This is a genomic window from Rhodoferax sp. PAMC 29310, from assembly GCF_017948265.1.
In the GTDB taxonomy this organism is placed as follows: Bacteria; Pseudomonadota; Gammaproteobacteria; order Burkholderiales; family Burkholderiaceae_C; genus Rhodoferax.
Genome location: NZ_CP072852.1, coordinates 4,186,313 through 4,208,371, shown reverse-complemented (window position 1 = coordinate 4,208,371; position 22,059 = coordinate 4,186,313). Strand labels below are relative to the sequence as shown.

16 protein-coding genes and 1 pseudogene are annotated in these 22,059 nt (G+C 57.8%); 7 read left to right on the top strand and 10 right to left on the bottom strand.

Annotated elements, in window-relative coordinates; genetic code table 11:
- Window position 1: 1 nt before the first annotated feature.
- Complete coding sequence (gene tal / locus J8G15_RS19490) at window positions 2-949, bottom strand: transaldolase (protein WP_210544410.1); 948 nt, start codon at window positions 947-949, stop codon at window positions 2-4.
- A gap of 100 nt (window positions 950-1,049) precedes the next feature.
- Here tal and zwf point away from each other — a divergent pair, with 100 nt between their 5' ends.
- Together zwf and J8G15_RS19480 are read left to right on the top strand one after the other, a co-directional pair.
- Window positions 1,050-2,504, top strand: a complete 1,455-nt coding sequence (gene zwf, locus J8G15_RS19485) for a glucose-6-phosphate dehydrogenase (protein ID WP_210544408.1) — start codon at window positions 1,050-1,052, stop codon at window positions 2,502-2,504.
- A 57-nt stretch (window positions 2,505-2,561) separates the two neighbouring features.
- Window positions 2,562-3,410: a MurR/RpiR family transcriptional regulator gene (locus J8G15_RS19480; protein ID WP_210544406.1), complete on the top strand. Its 849-nt coding sequence runs from the start codon at window positions 2,562-2,564 to the stop codon at window positions 3,408-3,410.
- Window positions 3,411-3,476: 66 nt separating this feature from the next.
- On the opposite strand, the gene J8G15_RS19475 is transcribed toward J8G15_RS19480, so the two are convergent.
- From J8G15_RS19475 to J8G15_RS22195, 4 genes and pseudogenes are all read right to left on the bottom strand, one after another.
- Entirely contained in the window at window positions 3,477-4,712 is a 1,236-nt protein-coding gene (locus J8G15_RS19475) for a M20 aminoacylase family protein (RefSeq protein WP_210544404.1), read from the bottom strand.
- A gap of 160 nt (window positions 4,713-4,872) precedes the next feature.
- Window positions 4,873-5,865 (bottom strand): porin, encoded by a 993-nt coding sequence (locus tag J8G15_RS19470; protein ID WP_210544402.1) that lies wholly within the window; start codon window positions 5,863-5,865, stop codon window positions 4,873-4,875.
- A 269-nt stretch (window positions 5,866-6,134) separates the two neighbouring features.
- On the bottom strand, window positions 6,135-7,127 hold the full coding sequence (locus J8G15_RS19465) for a porin (protein ID WP_210544401.1): 993 nt from the start codon (window positions 7,125-7,127) through the stop codon (window positions 6,135-6,137).
- A gap of 362 nt (window positions 7,128-7,489) precedes the next feature.
- Window positions 7,490-7,831, bottom strand: a pseudogene (locus J8G15_RS22195) (IS5/IS1182 family transposase); the annotation flags it as partial.
- A 1,122-nt stretch (window positions 7,832-8,953) separates the two neighbouring features.
- Between J8G15_RS22195 and J8G15_RS19455 the strand changes: the two are divergent.
- Window positions 8,954-10,228 (top strand): porin, encoded by a 1,275-nt coding sequence (locus J8G15_RS19455; RefSeq protein WP_210544399.1) that lies wholly within the window; start codon window positions 8,954-8,956, stop codon window positions 10,226-10,228.
- Window positions 10,229-10,320: 92 nt separating this feature from the next.
- On the top strand, window positions 10,321-10,968 hold the full coding sequence (coq7, locus tag J8G15_RS19450) for a 2-polyprenyl-3-methyl-6-methoxy-1,4-benzoquinone monooxygenase (protein WP_210544397.1): 648 nt from the start codon (window positions 10,321-10,323) through the stop codon (window positions 10,966-10,968).
- 25 nt (window positions 10,969-10,993) lie between these two features.
- Here the strand turns inward: coq7 and J8G15_RS19445 are convergent, their stop codons facing one another.
- A complete protein-coding gene (locus J8G15_RS19445) occupies window positions 10,994-11,443 on the bottom strand; it encodes an OsmC family protein (protein WP_210544395.1) in 450 nt (149 codons plus the stop codon).
- Between the two features lie 68 nt (window positions 11,444-11,511).
- Here J8G15_RS19445 and ilvA point away from each other — a divergent pair, with 68 nt between their 5' ends.
- The 3 genes from ilvA (at window position 11,512) to J8G15_RS19430 (ending at window position 15,833) form a co-directional block, all read left to right on the top strand.
- Window positions 11,512-13,071: a threonine ammonia-lyase, biosynthetic gene (gene ilvA, locus J8G15_RS19440; protein ID WP_210544393.1), complete on the top strand. Its 1,560-nt coding sequence runs from the start codon at window positions 11,512-11,514 to the stop codon at window positions 13,069-13,071.
- A complete protein-coding gene (locus J8G15_RS19435; RefSeq protein ID WP_210544392.1) occupies window positions 13,068-13,964 on the top strand; it encodes a 5'-nucleotidase in 897 nt (298 codons plus the stop codon). The genes ilvA and J8G15_RS19435 overlap by 4 nt, the downstream gene beginning before the upstream one ends.
- A gap of 96 nt (window positions 13,965-14,060) precedes the next feature.
- Window positions 14,061-15,833, top strand: coding sequence for an ABC transporter ATP-binding protein/permease (locus J8G15_RS19430; protein WP_210544390.1), 1,773 nt, complete (start codon window positions 14,061-14,063; stop codon window positions 15,831-15,833).
- On the opposite strand, the gene queC is transcribed toward J8G15_RS19430, so the two are convergent.
- The 4 genes from queC to J8G15_RS19410 all read right to left on the bottom strand — a co-directional run bounded on the left by queC (window position 15,806) and on the right by J8G15_RS19410 (window position 21,938).
- Window positions 15,806-16,528 (bottom strand): 7-cyano-7-deazaguanine synthase QueC, encoded by a 723-nt coding sequence (queC, locus tag J8G15_RS19425; protein ID WP_210544389.1) that lies wholly within the window; start codon window positions 16,526-16,528, stop codon window positions 15,806-15,808. The genes J8G15_RS19430 and queC overlap by 28 nt on opposite strands.
- A 46-nt stretch (window positions 16,529-16,574) precedes the next feature.
- Window positions 16,575-16,763: a hypothetical protein gene (locus tag J8G15_RS19420; RefSeq protein WP_210544387.1), complete on the bottom strand. Its 189-nt coding sequence runs from the start codon at window positions 16,761-16,763 to the stop codon at window positions 16,575-16,577.
- Between the two features lie 486 nt (window positions 16,764-17,249).
- A complete protein-coding gene (gene fdhF / locus J8G15_RS19415; protein WP_210544385.1) occupies window positions 17,250-20,117 on the bottom strand; it encodes a formate dehydrogenase subunit alpha in 2,868 nt (955 codons plus the stop codon).
- Entirely contained in the window at window positions 20,118-21,938 is a 1,821-nt protein-coding gene (locus J8G15_RS19410; RefSeq protein WP_240538378.1) for an NADH-ubiquinone oxidoreductase-F iron-sulfur binding region domain-containing protein, read from the bottom strand.
- Window positions 21,939-22,059: the final 121 nt, after the last annotated feature.

The window sequence follows — 22,059 nt, the reverse complement described above, 5'->3', positions numbered from 1 at the left end:
ATCAGGCCGCCAGCAAAAGTTGGTCGAGTTTGACCGCGTCCACACAGAACGCGCGAATGCCTTCAGACAGCTTTTCGGTCGCCATCGCGTCTTCGTTCAGAGCCAAGCGGAAGGTGGCTTCGTCGTAACTGACGGCCGCCATATCCAGCGACTGTGCCGTTTTGGCGTCCAGCGCGGCGGCCAAGGGGGTCTCGGTCGCGGCCAAAGTGGCCAGCAAATCGGGGCTGATGGTCAGCAGGTCGCAGCCGGCCAGCGCCGTGATTTGGCCCACATTGCGAAAGCTCGCGCCCATCACCTCGGTGGCGATACCAAACTTCTTGTAGTAATCGTAAATCTGCTTCACAGACTTCACACCGGGGTCGTTCGCGTTGGCGTTGTCGGCCTCCACCCACGCGGCGCCAGCTGATTTTTTGTACCAGTCGTAAATGCGACCGACAAACGGGGAAATCAGTTGCACCTTGGCCTGGCCACAGGCCACCGCTTGGCAGAACGAGAACAACAGCGTCAGGTTGGTGTGAATGCCACGCTGCTCCAGCACTTTGGCGGCCTCAATACCTTCCCAGGTCGCTGCTACTTTGATCAGCACCCTGTTGGTGTCCACGCCTTGCGCTTTGTACAGTGCAATCAGGCGCTCGCCACGGGCCACGCTGGCGGTGGTGTCAAAACTCAAGCGCGCATCCACTTCGGTGGACACCCGGCCGGGAACGATGGACAAGATTTCGCAACCAAAGCGCACCAACAGGTGGTCCATGATCTCGTCCAGCGCCAAGCCGCGGTGTTTGGCCACGGTGTCGGCCAGCAACAACTGGTAGTCCGGCTTTTGCACGGCCTTGAGAATCAGGGAAGGGTTGGTCGTCGCGTCCTGGGGCTTGAAGGCGTCCAACTGTTTGAAGTCGCCGGTGTCTGCGACCACGGTGGTGAATTGTTTGAGTGCGTCAAGTTGGTTCATGAGTTCAAAAGCAGGTTGAAATAAACATATCAGTGGCCGACTTGAATTATCAATGAAACAAAGTTACATTACAACGTCTTCTTTTTGGTAACTACAAATCATGAGCTTCGACCTCGTACTGTTTGGCGGCACCGGCGACCTGACTTGGCGCAAATTGATGCCAGCCCTTTTCCAAGCCTTCCGGCATGGCACTTTGCCCGCTGAGGGCCGCATCATTGGCGTGGGGCGTGACAACCTCAGCAATGAACAATACCGCGAGCAAATTCACGCGCGCTTTGACCACGTCGAACTGGCCAAACGCCCCAGCGAAGAAGAGTTCAAGCGCTTTGCCGCCCTGCTCGAATTCGTGCAGATGGACCTGTCCAAACCCGACGATTACGCCAAATTGGCCGCGGCTTTGGCGCAGCGCAATGCTGACACCGTCGTCATGTACGTGGCCACCGCGCCCACTTTGTTCACTACGGTGTGTGAGCAACTGGCCGCTGCCGGGCTAAACACGCCGCAAACCCGCGTCGTGCTTGAAAAGCCGTTGGGCCATGATCTGGCCAGCAACCGCGCCATCAATGAAACCGTGGGCAAGGTCTTTGGCGAGAAACAAGTGTTCCGCATTGACCACTACCTGGGCAAACCAGCGGTGCAAAACCTGTTTGCGCTGCGCTTTGGCAACGCCTTGTTCGAGCCCCTGTGGCGCCGCGAGCACATTGCCAACATCCAGATCACCATTGCCGAAGACCTCGGCGTGGAGAAACGCGGCGGGTTTTACGAGACCACCGGCGCCCTGCGCGACATGGTTCAAAACCATGCCCTGCAACTGCTCTGCGCCATTGGCATGGAGCCGCCCATCAACTCGCATGCGGATGCGATTCGTGACGAAAAGCTGAAGGTATTGCGCTCGCTAAAGCCCTGGACAGCCGAAACACTGTCTCAAGATGTGATTCGTGGCCAGTACTCGGCAGGCACCAGCGGTGGCGCACCGGTGGCGGCGTACCGCGAGGAAGCCGGCGTCAACCCCAAAAGCCACACCGAAACCTTTGTGGCGCTGCGCACCGAGATTTCCAACTGGCGCTGGGCAGGTGTGCCTTTCTACATTCGCACAGGCAAACGCTTGGCCGGACGTGACGCCCGCATTGTGATCAACTTTCGCCCCACGCCGCACGCCATTTTCAACTCGCAAATTGGCGATGCCAATCGCTTGGTGATCAACCTGCAACCCAAGGACGGGTTGGAGTTGCACCTGCTGGCGCAAGGCCAGGACAACCGGCGGGTGTCGCAAAAGCTGTCGCCCGTTCAGCTGGATCTGGACTTTGACAAACGCTTTGGCTCTGAGCGCGTGGGTGCGTATGAGCGCTTGTTGCTGGACGTGATTGACGGCCGTTTGAACCTGTTCGTGCGCAGTGACGAGCAGGAAGAAGCCTGGCGCTGGGTCGAACCAATTCTGGACTACTGGCAAGCCGACTCCCAAGGCCCTCGCCTTTACAACGCAGGCACCTGGGGGCCTAGTGCCTCCAGCGCCATGATTGCGCGCGACGGCTTTTGCTGGAGCGAAGAGAACTAAGCCCGCCTTGGCCTCATTCCGGGGCCAGGGTTGTTGTTCATTGAAGGAGTCCTGTTCATGCTCGATCGAATCCAGGCCTGCCTGCCCTCACTGGCCCCCGCCGAGCAGCGCGTTGGCCGGCTCGTCCTGAGCGACCCCCGCAGCTTTGCCAAGCTGCCGGTGAGTGAGTTGGCCGACCGGGCTCATGTCAGCAAGCCCACGGTGGTGCGCTTTTGCCGCAGCGTGGGCTACGACGGCCTGTCTGACTTCAAACTCAAACTCGCGGGCAGCGTCAGTGAAGGCGTGCCCTTTATTCACCGCAGTGTCGATATCGATGACAAAACATCGGACATCATGGTGAAGGTCATCGACAACACCGTGGCCGCTTTTCTGAAGTACCGCAACGACGCAAGCAGTGTCGCCATTGAGAAAGCCGTCACCGCACTGGTCAACGCCTACAATCTGGGGCGACGCATCGAGTTTTTTGGGGTGGGCAACTCCGGCGTGGTTGCGCAGGACGCGCAACACAAGTTTTTCCGCCTCGGCATCAACGGCGTGGCCTACAGCGACGGGCACATGCAGGTCATGAGCGCCTCATTGCTTAAACCCGGCGACTGCGTGCTGGTGATTTCCAACTCGGGCCGCACCCGTGACTTGATGGATTCTTGCGACATTGCCCGCAAAAATGGCGCGACCACCATCGTCATCACCGCCAGCGGCTCACCCTTGGCCTCAGCCGGTGACATTCATTTGGCGGCCGACCACCCGGAAGGGTTTGATCGCTACAGCCCCATGGTCTCGCGACTGCTGCATTTGATGGTCATCGACATACTGGCCACCTGTGTGGCGCTGCGCATTGGCGGCGACAAACTGCAGCCGGGCCTGCGCGAGATGAAGCAGAACCTTCGCAGCAAGCGCTACACCTAACTTTTAAGTAATTTAGAGCTGTAGCGCTTATTTCACCTGCGAAAAAGCTATGCTTTCAATAGCAAGTCAGACGGTCGCGAGTGGCATGCCTTGCTCGATCAAACTCGCGTGCAAGGCCGCACCCAAGGGCAATATGTCGTCATTGAAGTCGTACCGGCTGTTGTGCAAATAGCAACTTCCGACACCGTTTTCCTCGCCCTGACCAATTCGCAGATAAGCCCCCGGCTTGACCTGCAGCATGAAAGAAAAGTCTTCAGCGCCCATGCTGGGCTCCAAATCCAGCACCACGTTGTCGCGACCCACCAGGGTTTGCGCCACATCGCCTGCAAAGCGGGCTTCGGCCAAGGTATTCACCGTGGCCGGGTACAAACGTTCGTAATTCACCGTAGCGGTCGCACCAAACCCCATGGCCACGGCCGTGCACATCTCCGTCAAACGCCGCTCCACCAGGTTCTGAACCGCTGGCGTGAACGCTCGCACCGTGCCCACCAAAGTGGCCTTATCAGGTATCACACTCATCGCCCCCAAGTCACCGGCGTGCATGGCGCACAGGCTGATGACCGCACTGTCCAGCGCTTTCACATTACGCGACACAATGCTTTGTACCGCAGTGATGATGTGGGCCGCCACCAATACCGGGTCGATGGTTTGGCAGGGATGAGCGCCGTGGCCGCCCTTGCCCGTGATTTCTATCGTGATGCGATCCGCCGCGGCCATCATCGGCCCCGGATTGAGGCCAATGGTGCCGGGCCGCATCGCCGGCCAGTTGTGCATACCGTAGATGGACTGCTCGGGAAAGCGCTCAAACAAGCCCTCTTCAATCATCAGCTTGGCGCCGCCACAGCCTTCCTCACCTGGCTGGAAGATCAACACCGCCGTGCCGTCAAAGTTGCGAGTATCAGCCAGGTAGCGCGCGGCGCCTACGAGCATGGCCGTATGGCCATCGTGACCGCAGCCATGCATCAAACCAGCAGTTTTGGATTTCCAGGCGAAGTCATTGTGTTCAGCCAACGGCAAGGCATCCATGTCCGCCCGCAAGCCGATCATCTTTCCGCTCGTATCACTGCGCCCCTTGATCACGGCTACCAACCCGGTCTTGCCAATGCCCGTGTGAATTTCATCCACCCCACACACCTTCAAAGCCTCATGCACACGGCCCGCCGTGTACACCTCTTCAAACCCCAATTCAGGATGCGCATGCAAGTCGCGCCGAAGGGCGGTGATCTCCGGGTGAAACGCAGCAATGTGGGCAAAGGCACGGCCATGCACTTTGAGTGTCGACTGAAAGGAAGAGCTGTTCATAAAGCAAGGCAAGGACGAAACCTGTTAATTTAATTCATACACAACAGCGCGAATGGCCAAGAAGTGAAATCAAAAAGGCCATGACAACGAAAAAACCCCGCTGCGTTGCCGCAGCGGGGTTTTTAATTTCTACCCAAAGCTGACTGATGTCAGCATCAGATTAGAAGTTGTGGCGAACGCCCAGACCGAACAAACGGACTTTAGCTGTCTCAGCGCCAGCGCCGTTTTCTGCCTTAGTCTGCTTGAAGCCTGTGTACAGGATCGTACGCTTGGACATATTGTATGTCGCGCCCAAACCGAAGCCAGTAGCTTTAACAGTGGTTGCACCAGCAACTTCAGTCTCTTCACGAGCATAGCCAGCGGACAGGTTCAACGCAGCGCCAACGGGAACGTTCACGCCCAAGTTGTAACCTTTGTCGTCACCAGTGACAGCAGTACCGTTGCGACGCTCGTAGCCAGCGGACAGGGAAGCCATGCCCAAGTCATAGGAAGCGGACAACTGGTGGAATTTGTTCGCAGTTGCACCAGCAGCTTTTTCTTCTTGGTAGCCGTAAGCAGCAGCCACAGGACCAGTAGCGTACTTGACGTGCAACGAGATCAGGTCGTTAGCGTCAGTTGTAGGTGTTTTGTCTTCGCCGAAAGCGTAAGTCACAGCGCCGCTGAAGCCGCTGAACACTGGGGTCTCGTAACGGATGCCGTTGGCAGCGCGTGACATATAGTCAGCAGTACCCATCACGTCAGCTGTAGGTGTGAAGGTAGAGTCAAACACGCTGGAGCTGTTAGACAATGCACGTGCATCATCAAATGCAGTGTAAGTGCGGCCCAATTTCACGGTACCGAAACCACCAGCCAATGCCAAGTAAGCATCGCCAGAGAAGCCGCCAACGGAAGTGCCGTCATCGATCGAGAAACGGTTTTCTAATTTGAACATGGCCTTCAAGCCGCCGCCCAGATCTTCAGTTCCGTTCAGAGCCCAGCGGCTACCGGTCAGGCCACCGTTGGTCAAACCAGTTTGTGTCAATTCAGCAGCGCCAACGCCAGTTGTCTTGCTGCTCAGGTAAGCGTCAACGCGACCATTCAGGGTCACGCTGGATTGAGCCATGGCGGAACCAGTAGCTGCCAAGACGGCCAGCGCGATGAGAGATTTTTTCATTCGGATACTCCAAAGTTTACGTATATCAAGTCACGACACTGTGTCCTGACTTGTCTAGTTCCACTTCTTAAGTAGAAGCTAACTGAATTTAAACAGAGTGATCCTGCATGCGCAAAGTGTTTCGTCCATAACGGTGCATTCAGGCAAAACAACGTTGCCGAAACACAACAAACCTGCAGAAATGGAATTCATCATGCTCAAAAAAAAACCGCCCCGAAGGGCGGTTTTGGATCTTTAACCAAGACTAACCTGGCATCAACACTTTGAATTTAGAAAGTGTGCTTCACGCCAAGACCCAACGTTGTCACGTCGGTGTCTGTACCAGCCAATGTCTTGGTAGACGACTGGTAACCGGTGTACACGTTTGTACGCTTGGACAAGGCGTAGGAAGCAGCCAAGCCGTAGCCTTTGCGGACAGCATCGCCAGAGAAGTTATCGGTAGAGCGGGCAATACCACCAGAGACCGTCAATGCAGCACTCACTGGCACGTCAGCACCCAAAGACCACTCATTCGTCGTTTGGTCACCCGCATTCACACGACCAAAACCAACCAAGGCCTTGGCGACACCAAAGTCATATGTCGCGTTCAGGCGTGTGAAGTTTTTGGAGTTCAGAGCGGTCGACAGCGCGGTCGTTGTACCATTTTGAGTCGTTTCCTTCTGGTATCCCACGCCAACAAACAGTGGGCCTGCTTCGTATTTAACGTGAATAGCGGACACGTTAGTCGCGTCAACGCTCGCACCTTTGTTTTCACCAAAGGCATAGCTGGCAGCGCCACTGAAGCCGCTCATGCTAGGTGATGCGTAGTACACACCGTTGCTAGGATTGGCGTTGTAACCAGTGCTCAACCAAACATTGGAGACAGGAGCGAACACGGAATCAAATGAAGCGTTTGCAGCACCGCTGATGTCGTCATAAGCCGACCACATTTTTCCCAGTTTGACTTCACCGAAACCGCCGGAGAAACCAACGTAGGACTGGCGAGAGAATCCCTGGCCCGCTGTTGTAGTACCGGTGTCAATGTCAAAACCTTGCTCGAGCAAGAAATTAGCTGTCAAACCACCGCCAAGATCTTCAGATCCTTTGAAACCAAAACGGCTGCCGGAAATTCCACCGTTGGTGATACCAACTTGGGAAGGCTTGTCAGTCGTTGTTGTGCGACCCAAATATGCGTCAGCGATGCCGTACAGAGTCACGGAAGACTGGGCAAACGATGCACCCGAAGCAGCCAAAACAGCCAGCGCGATCAAACTTTTTTTCATGAACAACTCCAAAAATTAAATAATCCAAAGATTTTCAAATGAATCCTTTTGGCGGCGATCTTTGAACATCGCTCATCGCAATTTGAGCAAAACGCTGACTTTTTCACAACACCCCCCCCCCTTCTTTACGAAATTTATAGGTGATTTCCCTAGTTTGTCTGATTTACACCACGCCGCCACACAAGCACTGGCGGAAATATCAGCCCCGCAGAGGAGCGCTTACCTTCCAAGGGATGGCGATTGATCCGCCCTGAATCAGGGCTGCGCTGAACAAGTACCTGTCAAGACAGGATCGATCGTGGTTACCGCGCATAGTCGAATAAACCGGTTTTTTCGCCCCCGTCTAGCGGCCCAATAGGGCCTTATCGTGGACGTTTGACCCACTTGGGGCGCCCTTGTGGGCGCACCTTGCCAAATCCCCACAGTCGCTTAACCACACCGAAGACGTGTTTCACCCGCGCGCGAATTTTGAACTTGTTGCTGTCCCTGGCCTTGAGGATGTCGTTAATCACACCCTTGCGACGGTTGCACTGGTTGGTGAAGTCTTTGGCGTTAGGTTCGGCGCTGTGCGCCAGTCCACTTTGACTTTCCACGCCGATGTGTAGTTTCATGCCAAAGTACCACTGCTGGCCCTTGCGGGTCTGGTGCATCTTGGGGTCGCGTGCTTTGTCGGCGTTCTTGGTGGAGCCGGGGGCTCCAATGATGATAGCCTCCGTGATACCAAAGCGTTGGCCAAGGCTGGGTGCACTACCTGTGCTGGCCGCTACAGAGCGGATGGCAGGCGTGGTGCGCGCATTTTTGTGCAAAGCAATCATCATGGAAGCTCTCCCGAAGGTGGATTGAGTCGGCTTCGGAGCACTTGCACCAATTCTTTCATAACCGCCCTGACCATGAAGAACGCATAACGCTTTGAGTCTATGCAATCATCCGGGATGCGAGGGTTACCAAAGCCAACAAACACTTTGGCAAAGCCCAAGTCAACGGTCGCATTCAAACGGGTGAACTTGACTGTGGCAAACGTATTGTCTTTTTTTGACTTCACCCGCCTTCGCATTTGACGGTAAAACTCATGACAACACCGGCCTTTTGATTGGCCGTCCTGTTTTATTCGACGCTTTAACTTGCTGCGTACGTGAAGCCAATGACCTTGGGAGACGGAAAGTAAACACTGTTGTTGGGGTTGGCTTGGCAACCCGTACTCAGCCACACGCCGTTTTTTTGGGAGGGGGGAGTGCAGCGTCAAATGCAGTCCACGTTCTGCCGAACTTGATTTCACCCCGGTTGGCTGACAATGCGACGCAAGACGGGCGAAAAACATCTGTGCATCCCAATTTGGCGCGCCATTGTCCAAATGGAACCCCGGATCCAAAAGGAATTGGCCCTCAAGCCACCACCCAAGAATTCAGTGCCGCTGAAGCCAAAGCGGCTGCCACTGAATACACCACTGTCCAGCTAGATTAGTGACACTGCGCCGGTTGCTCTTGTGCGTCCAACCCACGCGTCGACTTTGCCGCACAACGTAACGCTGGACTGAGCCAATGAAACAGCGACTCATCCAACTGGCGAACGTTGACCACCAGGCAACGACTGAGCTGTGGCTAAAACGCGACGAACCACCCCAAGTGATCGACGCCACCTTGCACCGCTTATGTCAGAAATCGACTGAAGTCACTAATGTCGCCTAGGGTAAATACGTGTGTAAAAAATGTCTATTTTGGGTGCACCTGTCACCGATGGGACTTGCTCATTGTTTCACGGTGTGAGAAATTTAAGGCTGTGTTTTGGGCTTATTGGAGCCCACTTTTTCTCTCTTCAAGGAACCTCAAATGACCGGACTTTCTTCACGCTTTAATTTGCCTTCGTTACGCGCCGTTGCCGTCGCCAGTGCTTTCTGCTGTGCGGGCATGGCCAGCGCTCAGGGCACTGGCACTTCCAGCGTGACCTTGTATGGGCTCGTCGATATCGGCATCACCCAAGTCACGGGCTTGAAGGCAGGAACAGTCACGCAAGTCGCCAGCGGGATCATGGAAGGCTCACGCTGGGGATTGAAGGGTTCTGAGGATATGGGTGGTGGCTACAAGACTATCTTTACCCTTGAAAGCCGTTTCGAGCTTGATACCGGTTCTCTGTCAAACACACCGATTACAGGCACCCAGTTACCTGACCGATTGTCCACGACGGCTGGTTTGGGCTTGCCTTCAGCTTACGCGCCCTTGGTCGCAGGTGCCGCAGGGGCCCTTGGGGCGACGCTCGGTGTGAATCTGCCCAACAGACAGTTTGATCGCCAAGCTTATATCGGCTTGGTAACGCCTTTTGGTGGTTTCCTGGCAGGTCGGCAGTACACGCCTGCCTATGAGACCAGTGCCACGTATGACATCATGCAAACGCAGTCAGGCTTGGCTGCTGGTCAAATCGTTTCAATTCCATCGGCGTTTGATATTCGCATTCCGAACGCGTTGGCCTATCGTTTTGTGAAAGATGGCATGTCTGGCAGCTTCATGTATGGGGCCGGCGAGGTCGCTGGCGACAGCGACAAGAGTCGCCTGCTTGGTTTCAACGCCAACTACAAGGCAGACAACTTCTCGGTGGGCGTTGGCTACAACACTCGCAACAATGAGCTTGGTCAAAAATCTTTGACCAATGTTGTGCTCGGGGCATCGATGGACTTTGGTAACAGCAAAGTTAGCACAATGGTTGTCAAAGTGACTGATGACAAGCCATCTGGATTGTCGAGTTTGGCGACCGCGCTGGGTGGGTCGGCAGCGGCGACGGCTGTTCAAGCGGCCTTTATCAAAGCTCTTACCCTTGATGGAACCCTATTCCACATCGGATACCGTTACGTGACCGGTCCTAACACCATCTCAGTGGCATACAACAACTACAACGACAATCGCGCAAGCGATGCTGACGTAAGCTCGTACGGTGTGGCATACACCTATGCACTTTCCAAGCGCACGGATCTTAGCGCTGTGCTAGTTCATGTAGACAACAAGAATACTTCGCAGGTTGCGGTCGGCGGCAATGGCTACCTGGGTGGTGTCACAGCCTCTGCTGGTACAGACTCCAATAGCTTGGCAATGGGCATCCGTCACCGTTTCTAAAATCCATCCGGATTTGATCTGAAACAAGAGCCCCGCAAGGGGCTCTTTTCGTTGGTGCACCCAATTCAGATGACAAGGCAATAATGCAGCTTATGAGCACTCCTACTACTCACCAGACGCCTGTCGATACGCTGATCACCACGATTGACGCGGCGCTTCGAACCCTTTTTGTGCCGCCCAGAGCGTCCCAACCCTGCCCGACCCTGCCCGGCGAGGTCACGGAGCTGTCAGCAGCCGAAATGGCCCGGGCTGGCGCCTTGATGCGTGTGAATCACGTGGGTGAGGTGTGCGCCCAAGCGCTGTACACGGCGCAAGCCTTTGCGACCCAAAACGAATCCTTGCGCGAGCACTTCTCCAAAGCCAGCGCTGAGGAAACCGACCACCTGGCCTGGACCCGGCAGCGACTGGATGAACTGGGGCAACGCCCCTCCCTGCTGAATCCGCTGTGGTATGCGGGGGCCTTTGGCATGGGCTTGCTGGCTGGGCGACTAGGGGACCGGGTGAGTCTGGGTTTTGTAGTGGAGACGGAGAACCAGGTCGAGGCCCATCTGGAAAACCACCTGACCTTATTGCCTGAGAAGGACCATGCGTCTCGGGCCATCGTGGCGCAAATGATGGCGGACGAAGCCCGCCATGCCCAAGATGCCCAGAACGCGGGCGCTTTAGAGCTTCCGACCCCTGTGAAAAGTCTGATGCGCGCCGCCGCCAAGGTCATGACGACGGTGGCGCACCGTATCTAGGCCGACAAGGGCCCGTCAATCGGGCTTAGACCGCGATCAAATCAAAGCTGGTGGTGATCTCAACGGTCTTGGCCAGCATGATGCTGGCCGAACAATACTTCTCATGACTCATGGCAATAGCGCGCTCCACAACCGCTTCAGGAATGCCTTTGCCCGTAACGGTGAAATGCATATTGATCCGAGTGAACACTTTGGGGTCGACCTCGGCCCGCTCCGCAGTGAGTTTGACAGTACAACCCTGCACGTCGTGGCGACCGCGCTTCAGAATTAAAACCACGTCGTAGGCTGTGCAGCCGCCGGTTCCCGCCAGCATGGTCTCTAAGGGGCGGGGAGCGAGGTTTTGGCCGCCGTTTTCTGGCTTCGCCGCGTCGGGAGCGCCGTCCATCACCAAGGTGTGGCCACTGCCAGTTTCAGCGACAAAACCCATGCCTGAACGGGTCGCCAGGGCGCCGGTCCAAGTGACTGTGCATTCCATGTTGTTCCCCTCTTCTCTCTAAAAAGCCTCCATTGTCGCCGTGGCGGGGCGCTTATCATTGCGGCACCATGACGAAGCCCCCACTCAGCCCCGCTGACTACCTTAAAAAGATCCTGACTGCCCGCGTTTATGACGTGGCACGCGAGACGGATTTGCAAATTGCACACACCTTAAGCCAGCGCCTGAACAACACCGTGCTGCTCAAGCGCGAAGACCAGCAACCGGTGCGCAGCTTCAAGCTGCGTGGTGCCTATAACAAGATGGCGCACCTGAGTGCGGCGCAGCTGGGCAAGGGCGTGATTTGCGCCTCGGCGGGCAACCACGCCCAAGGGGTCGCCCTGAGTGCGAAAAAGATGGGCACCCGGGCCGTGATCGTGATGCCAACCACTACCCCTCAGGTCAAAATTGACGCGGTGCGCGGCTTTGCTGGCGAGGTGGTGTTGTTTGGCGAAAGCTACTCTGACGCCTACACCCACGCCTTGGAGCTGCAGGCCGAGCAGGGCCTGACTTTTGTGCATCCGTTTGACGACCCGGACGTGATTGCAGGACAGGGAACCGTGGCCATGGAGATGCTGCGCCAACTCCAAAGCCACGGCACCAATCGGCTGGACGCCGTGTTTGTAGCCATTGGCGGTGGCGGCCTGATTTCCGGTGTGGCGAACTACATTAAGGCCGTTCGCCCGGAAATCAAAGTGATTGGCGTGCAGATGAACGACTCCGACGCCATGGCGCAATCGGTCAAGGCCAGAGAGCGAATCACGCTGCCCGATGTGGGCCTGTTCTCAGACGGCACGGCGGTGAAACTAGTGGGAGAAGAGACTTTTCGAGTCGCCAGCGGCTTGGTGGACGACTTCATCATTGTGGACACGGACGCCGTGTGCGCCGCCATCAAAGACGTGTTTGTGGACACCCGCAGCATTGTGGAACCGGCCGGCGCGCTGGCCGTGGCCGCCATCAAACAGTATGTGGACAAGAACAAAACCAAGGGCGAAACCTACGCTGCCATTTTGTGCGGCGCCAATATGAACTTTGACCGCCTGCGCTTTGTGGCCGAGCGGGCCGAAGTGGGCGAAGAGCGCGAGGCTTTGCTGGCCGTGACGATTCCCGAGGAACGCGGCAGTTTCAAGCGCTTTTGCGAGTTGATTGGCGAGCTGCCTGGCGGCCCACGCAACGTGACCGAGTTCAATTACCGCATCAGCGACTCAGCCAAGGCTCATGTTTTTGTGGGGCTGACGACGCAGGGCAAGGGGGAGTCGGCCCAGATTGCGGCCAACTTCACCCAACACCGATTTGAGGCGCTGGACCTCACCCACGACGACCTCGCCAAAGAGCATATTCGGCACATGGTGGGCGGCCATTCGCGCTTGGCGCAGGATGAGCGCCTGCTCAGCTTTGTGTTTCCCGAGCGGCCCGGTGCGCTGCTGAAGTTTTTGAACCTGATGCGCCCGGGCTGGAACATCAGCCTGTTTCACTACCGCAATCAGGGCGCTGACTACGGCCGCATTCTGGTCGGCGTGCAAGTGCCAGGCGCCGATGATGCTGCGTTCTCTGAATTTCTGGAAACGCTGGGCTACCCCTATGTGGAAGAAACCAACAATCCGGTCTACCGGATGTTTCTGCAATCATGAGTGCCACGCTGGACGGCAAGCTGGTGGTGGCGATTTCAAGCCGCGCCCTGTTCGACTTTGAGCAGGAAAACCAGGTGTTTGAGCACAGCGATGACCGCGCCTATATGAAGCTGCAACTGGAGCGACTCGATGTGCCGGCGCAGCCCGGCGTGGCGTTTTCACTGGTGAAGAAGCTGCTGGCCTTCAATTCGCCGGAGGCTAAGCTGGTGGACGTGGTGATTTTGTCGCGCAACGACCCGGTGTCGGGCATGCGGGTGTTTCGCTCGGCCAAGCACTATGGGTTGCCGATTGAACGCGGCAGCTTCACCCGCGGCCAGCCGCCGTGGCGCTACCTCAAACCCCTTCACGCGAACCTGTTTCTCAGCACCCATTTGAGCGATGTGCGCGCTGCGCTGGACGCAGGTGTGCCGGCCGCGCAGGTCTACCCGCACTCGGCCCACGCCAGCGAAGCCCACCCGCTGGAAGTGCGCATTGCCTTTGACGGTGACGCGGTGTTGTTCAGCGACGAGGCCGAGCGCATTTACCAGTCGCACGGCTTGAGCGCGTTTCAGCAGCACGAAATTGACAAAGCCGGCCTGCCCTTGCCAGACGGCCCGTTCAGACCGCTGCTGATGGCCTTGCAACGGCTGCAAAACGCCGGTACGCCTCAAATGCGGGTTCGTACCGCGCTGGTCACGGCCCGCAGCGCCCCGGCGCATGAGCGCGCCATTCGCACGCTGATGGCCTGGAACATTGAGGTGGACGAAGCCATGTTTCTGGGCGGACTGCCCAAGGGCGAGTTTTTACGGGAGTTTGAGCCCGACTTCTTCTTTGATGACCAGACCGGCCACATCGAATCCGCCGCCCGCCACGTGCCCTCGGGCCATGTGGCCAGTGGCGTCTCCAACAGTTAAGGCGACCGCGCTACCTTGCCTACCGCCCCGTTGGCACGCCCGTTTGAATCCCTTTTTTTTCGCGCCCAAAGCGCCATGAACTGACGTCCACCCCCCATGAATCTGATTCAAAAACTCACGGCGTTCAAGACTTTTGCCACTCAAGCTTGGGCGCTCACGAAGCCGTACTTTCAGTCAGACCAAAAATGGAAGGCACGCGGCTTGTTGCTGGCCATCGTGGCTTTGAACCTGGGGCTGGTTTACATGGCGGTTTTGTTCAACGACTGGAACCGACTGTTCTACGATGCCTTGCAGAACAAGCAGGAGCCGGTGTTTTGGACGCAGTTGGGGCGCTTCACCTACCTGGCCTTCGCCTTCATCATCATTGCGGTGTACAAGTTTTACCTGACGCAACTGCTAGAAATGCGTTGGCGCGGCTGGATGACGACGCATTACCTGCAGCGGTGGCTCGCGGGTCAGGCGTTTTACAAGCTGGAACTGGCGCGCTTCACGTCCCGGCCCAATGCCGACACCAGCAACCCGGACAACCCGGACCAGCGAATTCAGGAAGACATCAATCTATTCACGACCTATACCGTCTCCCTGAGCATGGGTTTGCTCAACTCGGTGGTCACCCTGCTCAGCTTTATTGGCATTTTGTGGGGCCTCTCTGGCGAATTTTCTTTCACCGTCGGGGGCACTGCGGTTCACATTCCCGGCTTCATGGTCTGGATGGCCGTGTTGTACTGCGCTGTCGGCAGCGTGCTGACCCACTATATTGGACGTCCTCAGATCAAGCTCAATTTTGATCAACAACGCGTGGAAGCTGATTTTCGTCACCACATGGTGCGGGTGCGGGAATACAGTGAATCCATCGCGCTGGACCGGGGCGAGCAGGTAGAACGTGTGCAACTCGACACCCGCCTAGACCGGGTGCTGGGCAATTACCTGCGCCTGATCAAGGCGCAAAAAAACTTGATCTGGTTCACCAGCTTTTTCGGCCAGGCCGCCGTCGTTTTTCCGTTTGTGGTGGCAGCGCCTCGTTTTTTCAGTGGGGCCATTCAGCTGGGTGAGTTGATGCAAATTTCCAGCGCCTTCGGGCAGGTACAAGGGTCGTTGAGTTGGTTTGTGGACAGTTACAGCAGCTTGGCCAGCTGGCGTGCGACAACAGACCGACTCACCAGTTTTGAAGCATCATTCAGGGCGCTGGCCCTTGTGGATCATACGCAAGCCGCTATCGATTCAGAAGCGCTTGACGCCCGTGACCTGACCGTGGCCCTGCCCAACGGAGTCGTGTTGTTGGCCGGCGCCCAGTTGCACGCGCAGGCTGGCGACAGCGTGTTGCTGCAAGGGCCATCCGGCAGCGGAAAATCAACGCTGTTTCGCACGCTGGCCGGCATCTGGCCGTTTGCAAGCGGGCAAGTCGCCAGCCCCCGCGACACCATGTTCATTCCGCAGCGGCCCTATTTCCCCAATGGCCCGCTGCGTGAAGCGCTGGCCTACCCGCAAGCACCGTCGCAGTACACCGACGCGCAGCTGAAACAGGCCTTGGAAGACGCCATGCTACCGGACCTGACCCAGCAACTCGACCACGCCGATGCCTGGAGCCAAAAACTCTCAGGTGGTGAGCAGCAGCGCCTGGCTATTGCCCGCGTGTTGTTGAAACAACCCAAATGGGTCTTTGCCGACGAAGCCACCAGTGCCTTGGATGAAGCCACGGAAAGTTCTGTGTATAAAAGGCTTCTAGCCCTTGTCCACCAAGCGGGAGGTGCTATTATTTCAATAGCACACCGCCCCAGCGTCGCAGTGTTTCACCAGCAGCGCTGGACGCTGGAGAAGCAGGCCGACGGCGCTCCCTCACTCTACAAACTGGACGAGAAGCGCTCGTAACCGCGGGCGCGCAGCTCGCAGGCCGGACAGGTGCCGCAGCCGTAACCCCAGGCATGGCGGTGCTCGCGGTCGCCCAGATAGCAGGTGTGGGTGTGTTCCACGATCAGGTCCACCAGGGTTTGGCCGCCGCCGGGCACGCCTGATTTTTCACCCAGCTCAAACGCCATGGTCCAAGTGGCGGCCTTGTCGATCCACATCAGCGGTGTGTCAATCAGGTAGCGTTTGTCCATGCCCAAAGACAGGGCCAGTTGCATGGCTTTCATGGTGTCGTCCCGGCAGTCCGGGTAACCAGAGAAGTCGGTCTCACAGACGCCGGTGACGATCACCTGCAAGTCACGGCGGTAGGCCACTGCGGCGGCAAGTGTCAGAAACAGCAGGTTGCGACCGGGTACAAAGGTGTTGGGCAGGCCGCTTTGCTCCATCTTGAACGCAGTGTCGCGCGTGAGTGAGGTATCACTCACCTCACCCAAAACGGCCAAATCGAGCAAATGGTCATCGCCCAGTTTGGACCCCCATTGGGGAAATTGACGGCGAATCTCGCTCAACACATTGAGACGGGCTTCCAGCTCAACGTGATGGCGCTGGCGGTAGTCGAACGCAATGGTTTCGACCCGGTCGTATTTGGAAAGCGCCTGGGCCAGGCAAGTGGTGGAGTCCTGTCCACCGGAGAAAAGAACGAGTGCTGTCGTGTGCATCCCTCAATGTTAGAGGATGCCGAGCCTGCTTCTTGCCAATACCAAATTAGATATTTTCGGTTTTGTTGATTTTGCTGGGCGAGTAAGTGAGGGCTTCGGCCGCGAGCGTGCCTTGCGCACCCATCAAGTTCTCCTTCAGCGGGTCCACATGATTTTTGACATCTTGCTGGACCTGTACCGCGCTGGCGCTGGCCGTCCAGAGCAATTTGATGTGGTCCATCAGGACTTTGGACATGGGCGGAGGTGGAGGATCCTCCACCTTTTCAGGCGCTGGCCTCTGGATTGTCCAATCCTTCGGACTTGTCGCGGCCTCAGAACCCCGCCGAGCCGGGTCAGAGACGCTGGCATAGACCCCCTCCCCCTTTTGTGTTGGCGTTGTATTGCTACCCCGCCCCACCATGTTGATCACACTGGGAGAAGATTCTGTCGGTGAGACAGCATTTGACGAGGGATTGACCGGAGCCACGGGTATCACTTGCGCCACAGCCATAGACGCCAACTCGGCGGCAACGGGCCGCAAATTCGGGGATCGGTCTAGGGGTGGTATTTGCATCTTGTGTACAGCTACAGAGTTGGTCTGGGCTTTTCCTCCATTCGTATCTTTCTTAACGGCAGAAATGAGGGGTTATTTAGGCCTATTTCAAAAAATATTGCAATATTCTTGAAATACTTCTGACTAGCCGGTCATTAATGATGAAAAACTGAGCCGTTTTGCCCTGCCCTAACGAGGCTCAGCACCGTAACCCTGTGCGGCCGCGACCTCGCCCCCGCGCAGAATCGCCACGGCGCAGTACTTGAATTCCGGAATCTTGCCAAACGGGTCCAGGGCCGCATTCGTCATCAGATTGGCGGCAGCCTCGTAGTACGCAAACGGGATGAAGATTGCGCCACGGGGCGTGCCGTCATCGCGGCGGACGTGAATCGCCACCTGGCCTCGGCGCGACTGCACGGTGATGACATCGCCGGCTTGCAAACCCAGCGCCAGCATGTCGTCGCCGCACAGAGAAGCGGTAGCCAGTGGCTCCAGCGCATCCAGCACACTGGCGCGTCGCGTCATGCTGCCGGTGTGCCAGTGCTCCAACTGGCGCCCAGTGATCAGCACAAAGGGAAAGTCAGCATCCGGACGCTCGTTGGCTGGAATGAGGTCAGCCGGCACCAGGTTGAGGCGCCCGTCTGGCGTGTCAAAGCGCTTCAAAAACACCGTGGGTTCCCCGGCATCGTCCTCGCTCAGGCACGGGTAGGTCACGCTGGACTCGCGCTCCAGTCGCTCCCAGGTGATACCGGCAATCGCCGTGTGCATGGCTTGCCGCATTTCTTCAAACACGGCAGCCACCCCGCTGTGAGCCCCGGCGTACTGCCAGTTCAAACCCATGCGCTGCGCAATTTGTTGAATGATCCACAAGTCAGGTTGGGCCTCGCCCGGCGGGTCAATGGCTTGCCTGCCCAGTTGCACCATGCGGTCGGTGTTGCTGACGGTGCCGGTTTTCTCGGGCCAGGCGGTGGCGGGCAGCACCACATCGGCCAGCCAGGCGGTCTCGGTCATGAAGATGTCTTGCACCACCAAATGCTCCAGCGAGGCCAGGGCGTGGCGGGCGTGGTTCAGGTCGGGGTCGCTCATGGCGGGGTTCTCGCCCATGATGTACATGCCGCGTATCTTGTGGGGGTCGCTGTCCGGCGCCAAGGCCTTGTGCATGATCTCCACCACGGTATAGCCGGGCTGGTCATCCAGCGGCATGCCCCAGAACTGCTCAAACCAGCCATGTGCGGCTTTATCAGTCACACGCTGGTAGTTGGGGAACATCATGGGAATGAGGCCCGCGTCGCTGGCGCCCTGCACATTGTTTTGGCCACGCAAGGGGTGCAACCCCGAGCCGGGCTTGCCAATTTGGCCGGTGACGGCCGACAAGGCAATCAGGCAGCGGGCGTTGTCTGTGCCATGCACGTGCTGGCTTACGCCCATGCCCCACAAAATCATGGCGCCTTTGGCCTTGGCAAAAGCGCGCGCCACTTCGCGCAGTGTTTGTGCGGGAATGCCACAAATGGGCGCCATGGCTTCGGGACTGTAGCCTTTGACGTTTTCTTTCAAAGCCTCAAAGTTGCTGGCCCGGTCGCGAATAAAGGCCTCGTCCGTCAAGCCTTCTTCAATCACGGCGTGAATCAGTGCGTTGAGCATGGCGACATCGGTGTCGGCCTTGAATTGCAGCGTGCGCCAGGCGTACCGACCAATATCAGTCACCCGGGGGTCGGCCAGCACAATCTTGGCGCCGGTCTTGGCGGCGTTCTTCATCCAGGTGGCCGCCACGGGGTGGTTGGCGGTGGGGTTGGAGCCAATCACAAAGATCAGGTCGGAGTGCGCTACATCATTAACTTGGTTGCTCACGGCGCCAGAGCCAACGCCTTCGAGGAGCGCAGCCACGCTGGAGGCGTGACACAGGCGTGTGCAGTGGTCCACGTTGTTGCTGCCAAAGCCGGTGCGCACCAGTTTCTGGAACAGATAGGCTTCTTCGTTGCTGCCCTTGGCAGAGCCAAAACCAGCCAGCGACTTCTTGCCGTGCGTGTCCCGTAAACCAGTCAGCGCGCCAGCGGTCAGCGCCAGCGCCTCTTCCCAAGAGGCTTCACGAAACACAGCGGACCAATCGGCCGAATGGCGGTTCAGGGCGTTCAGAGCTTGCGGGTCTTTGCGCACACCGGCTTTGCGGATCAACGGCATCGTCAAGCGCTGGGGGCTGTGAGCGTAGTCAAAACCAAATCGCCCTTTGACACACAGGCGGTTGTGGTTGGCCGGGCCGTCGCGCCCGTCCACACTAACGATTTGGTTGTTTTTGACGTTGTAGGTCAGCAAGCATCCGACGCCGCAAAACGGGCAGACCGAGTCCACCTTTTTGTCCACCACTTGCGAACCGATCTGCGTTTTCGGCATGAGCGCGCCGGTAGGACAGGCCTGCACACACTCGCCGCAGGCCACACAGGTGCTGTCGCCCATGGGGTCATTCAGGTCGAACACAATTTCACTCTGCGCACCACGCAAGGCGTAGCCAATGACGTCGTTGACCTGCTCTTCCCGGCAAGCGCGCACGCAACGGTTGCACTGAATACACGCGTCCAGATTGACCGCCATGGCGGGGTGCGAGATGTCGGCCTTGGGTTGCTCGCGGCGCAGGGCTTTGAGCGCGGGGCGCACGGACACGGCCAATCGGTCGGCCCACACGCTGAGTTCACCGTGTTGTTGCGACTCGTCTTGTTCGCGCCATTTGTAGCCCACATCGGGCATGTCGGACAGCAGCATCTCCACCACCATCTGCTGGCTTTTGACAGCACGTGCGCTGTTGGTCTGCACGTCCATGCCGGCGGTGACGTTGCGGCAACAGCTGGGGGCCAGGGTTCGCTCGCCCTGAATTTCCACCACGCAAGCCCGGCAATTTCCATCGGCGCGCAGACCTTCTTTGTGGCACAGGTGGGGAATGTCGACGCCATGGCGTTTGGCAGCGTTCAGAATGCTCTCACCCGAAAAAGCGGTCACCGCTTGTTGGTTCAGGGTGAAGTCCAAGGTTTCAATGGTGACTTCAACGGGTTGGGCGGGGGCGTTCATTTACACAATCTCCTGGGGAAAGTACTTTTGCACGCAACGCACGGGGTTGGGGGCGGCTTGCCCCAGACCGCAAATAGAGGCGTCCGTCATGACCTGGTTCAGATCTTCCAAGGTGTCGTTGTCCCACACCGGGGCCTCCATCAACCGGGCGGCCTTGACGGTACCCATCCGGCAGGGCGTGCACTGGCCGCAGCTTTCCTCCTCGAAAAACCGCATCATGTTTAGCGCCGCGTTCCGGGCTTTGTCGTGGTGGCCCAGCACGATCACGGCGGCCGACCCGATGAAACCACCGTGCGGCTGCAAGGTGTCAAAGTCCAAGGGCACGTTGGCCAGACTCACCGGAAAGATACCGCCCGATGCACCGCCGGGCAGGTAGGCATACAGCGTGTGCCCCTCCAGCATGCCGCCGCAGTACTCATCCACCAGCTCTTGCAGCGTGATGCCAGCGGGGGCCAGTTTGACGCCCGGATGCTTGACTCGACCGCTGACCGAGAAGCTGCGCAGGCCTTGGCGGCCATGGCGGCCAAACCCGCTAAACCAGCCCGCGCCTTTTTCCACAATGTCTCGCACCCAGTACAGGGTCTCAAAGTTGTGCTGCAAAGTGGGCCGGCCAAACAGGCCGACCTGCGCAATATAGGGGGGGCGCATGCGTGGCTCACCGCGTTTACCTTCAATGCTTTCGATCATGGCGGACTCTTCACCGCAGATGTAGGCACCGGCGCCTCGGCGCAGCTCGATGCGGGGCAAGGCGAAGGGCGGGTTGGCCTGCAGCCGGGCCAGCTCTGCCTCCAAAATGGCGCGACAGCCGTGGTATTCGTCACGCAAGTAGATATAGCATGCGTCCACACCCACCACCTGTGCGGCCACCAACATGCCTTCCAGAAACCGGTGCGGGTCGCGCTCCAGGTAGGTGCGGTCTTTGAAAGTGCCGGGCTCGCCCTCGTCAATGTTGACGGCCATGAGGCGCGGCCCGGGCTGCTCACGCACGATGCGCCACTTCTTGCCCGCCGGAAAACCAGCCCCGCCCAGACCCCGAAGACCCGCGTCTTCCATGATCTGAATCACCGCCTCGGGGTCGTGTGTCTGGTTCGCCAGCGCCGTTGCCAAGGCATACCCACCGTTCGCCCGGTAACGCTCATACCCGGTGTAATCAGGGGCAACTTGGGTCACATTCAACTGCGGGGACACACTGCGTTCTGCCAACTCAGATGCTATGAAATTGAGATTTTCTTTTGAGGCAGGATAAGCGCTAGCGGCCGAATTGACCGCCAAGACAACCGACTCAACGGTGGCTTGAATCACCGGGTTTTGGTGCACCACCACCACCGGCGCCTGCTCGCAACGGCCCACGCAAGGCGCGGGAATCACCCGCACATCGGCCACGCCAAGCAAGGCTGGCAAGCGCGCTAGCAGGTCCGCGCCGCCCGCCAACTCACAGCTCAGACCCGAACAGACCCGCACTGTTAAGGCTGACGCCATGGCGTCGCATTTCAAGACTTCAAAGTGGTGATAAAACGTGGCCACCTCGTACACCTCGGCCATGGGGATGTTCATCTCCCGGGCCAGTGCCACTAAATGACGGTCATGCAAAGCGCGGTAGGCGTCGTTGAGTTTATGCAGGTGCTCGATCAATAGATCGCGCGGGTGGGGCGCGTCGCCCACCAAAGCGCGCACCTCATGCAAGGCCACCTCGTCCACCTGGCGGCCCTTGAGTTTGCTTTTGCGGCGAATGCGGTCTCGCATTTCATCCACCGTGGTCACGGCCACAACGGTGTGATCTTGGGCGGTGCCAAACGGCTCACCAGGTTTGACTGAATTCATTGGTATTACTTTGAGTCGCCAAGGCGGACCAGAATAGAAGGACGAGCCGGCAGTATCTGCGCCGCATCGGCCCCCGTCCAATTTGGTATCACTATGGGGTGATTCAAAAACTAAATGATGC

What these genes read in the sequence shown, in the direction of transcription:
- tal (WP_210544410.1), bottom strand. Translation starts at nt 949, where the DNA reads ATGAACCAACTTGACGCACTCAAACAATTCACCACCGTGGTCGCAGAC.
- zwf (WP_210544408.1), top strand. Translation starts at nt 1,050, where the DNA reads ATGAGCTTCGACCTCGTACTGTTTGGCGGCACCGGCGACCTGACTTGG.
- J8G15_RS19480 (WP_210544406.1), top strand. Translation starts at nt 2,562, where the DNA reads ATGCTCGATCGAATCCAGGCCTGCCTGCCCTCACTGGCCCCCGCCGAG.
- J8G15_RS19475 (WP_210544404.1), bottom strand. Translation starts at nt 4,712, where the DNA reads ATGAACAGCTCTTCCTTTCAGTCGACACTCAAAGTGCATGGCCGTGCC.
- J8G15_RS19470 (WP_210544402.1), bottom strand. Translation starts at nt 5,865, where the DNA reads ATGAAAAAATCTCTCATCGCGCTGGCCGTCTTGGCAGCTACTGGTTCC.
- J8G15_RS19465 (WP_210544401.1), bottom strand. Translation starts at nt 7,127, where the DNA reads ATGAAAAAAAGTTTGATCGCGCTGGCTGTTTTGGCTGCTTCGGGTGCA.
- J8G15_RS19455 (WP_210544399.1), top strand. Translation starts at nt 8,954, where the DNA reads ATGACCGGACTTTCTTCACGCTTTAATTTGCCTTCGTTACGCGCCGTT.
- coq7 (WP_210544397.1), top strand. Translation starts at nt 10,321, where the DNA reads ATGAGCACTCCTACTACTCACCAGACGCCTGTCGATACGCTGATCACC.
- J8G15_RS19445 (WP_210544395.1), bottom strand. Translation starts at nt 11,443, where the DNA reads ATGGAATGCACAGTCACTTGGACCGGCGCCCTGGCGACCCGTTCAGGC.
- ilvA (WP_210544393.1), top strand. Translation starts at nt 11,512, where the DNA reads ATGACGAAGCCCCCACTCAGCCCCGCTGACTACCTTAAAAAGATCCTG.
- J8G15_RS19435 (WP_210544392.1), top strand. Translation starts at nt 13,068, where the DNA reads ATGAGTGCCACGCTGGACGGCAAGCTGGTGGTGGCGATTTCAAGCCGC.
- J8G15_RS19430 (WP_210544390.1), top strand. Translation starts at nt 14,061, where the DNA reads ATGAATCTGATTCAAAAACTCACGGCGTTCAAGACTTTTGCCACTCAA.
- queC (WP_210544389.1), bottom strand. Translation starts at nt 16,528, where the DNA reads ATGCACACGACAGCACTCGTTCTTTTCTCCGGTGGACAGGACTCCACC.
- J8G15_RS19420 (WP_210544387.1), bottom strand. Translation starts at nt 16,763, where the DNA reads ATGTCCAAAGTCCTGATGGACCACATCAAATTGCTCTGGACGGCCAGC.
- fdhF (WP_210544385.1), bottom strand. Translation starts at nt 20,117, where the DNA reads ATGAACGCCCCCGCCCAACCCGTTGAAGTCACCATTGAAACCTTGGAC.
- J8G15_RS19410 (WP_240538378.1), bottom strand. Translation starts at nt 21,938, where the DNA reads ATGAATTCAGTCAAACCTGGTGAGCCGTTTGGCACCGCCCAAGATCAC.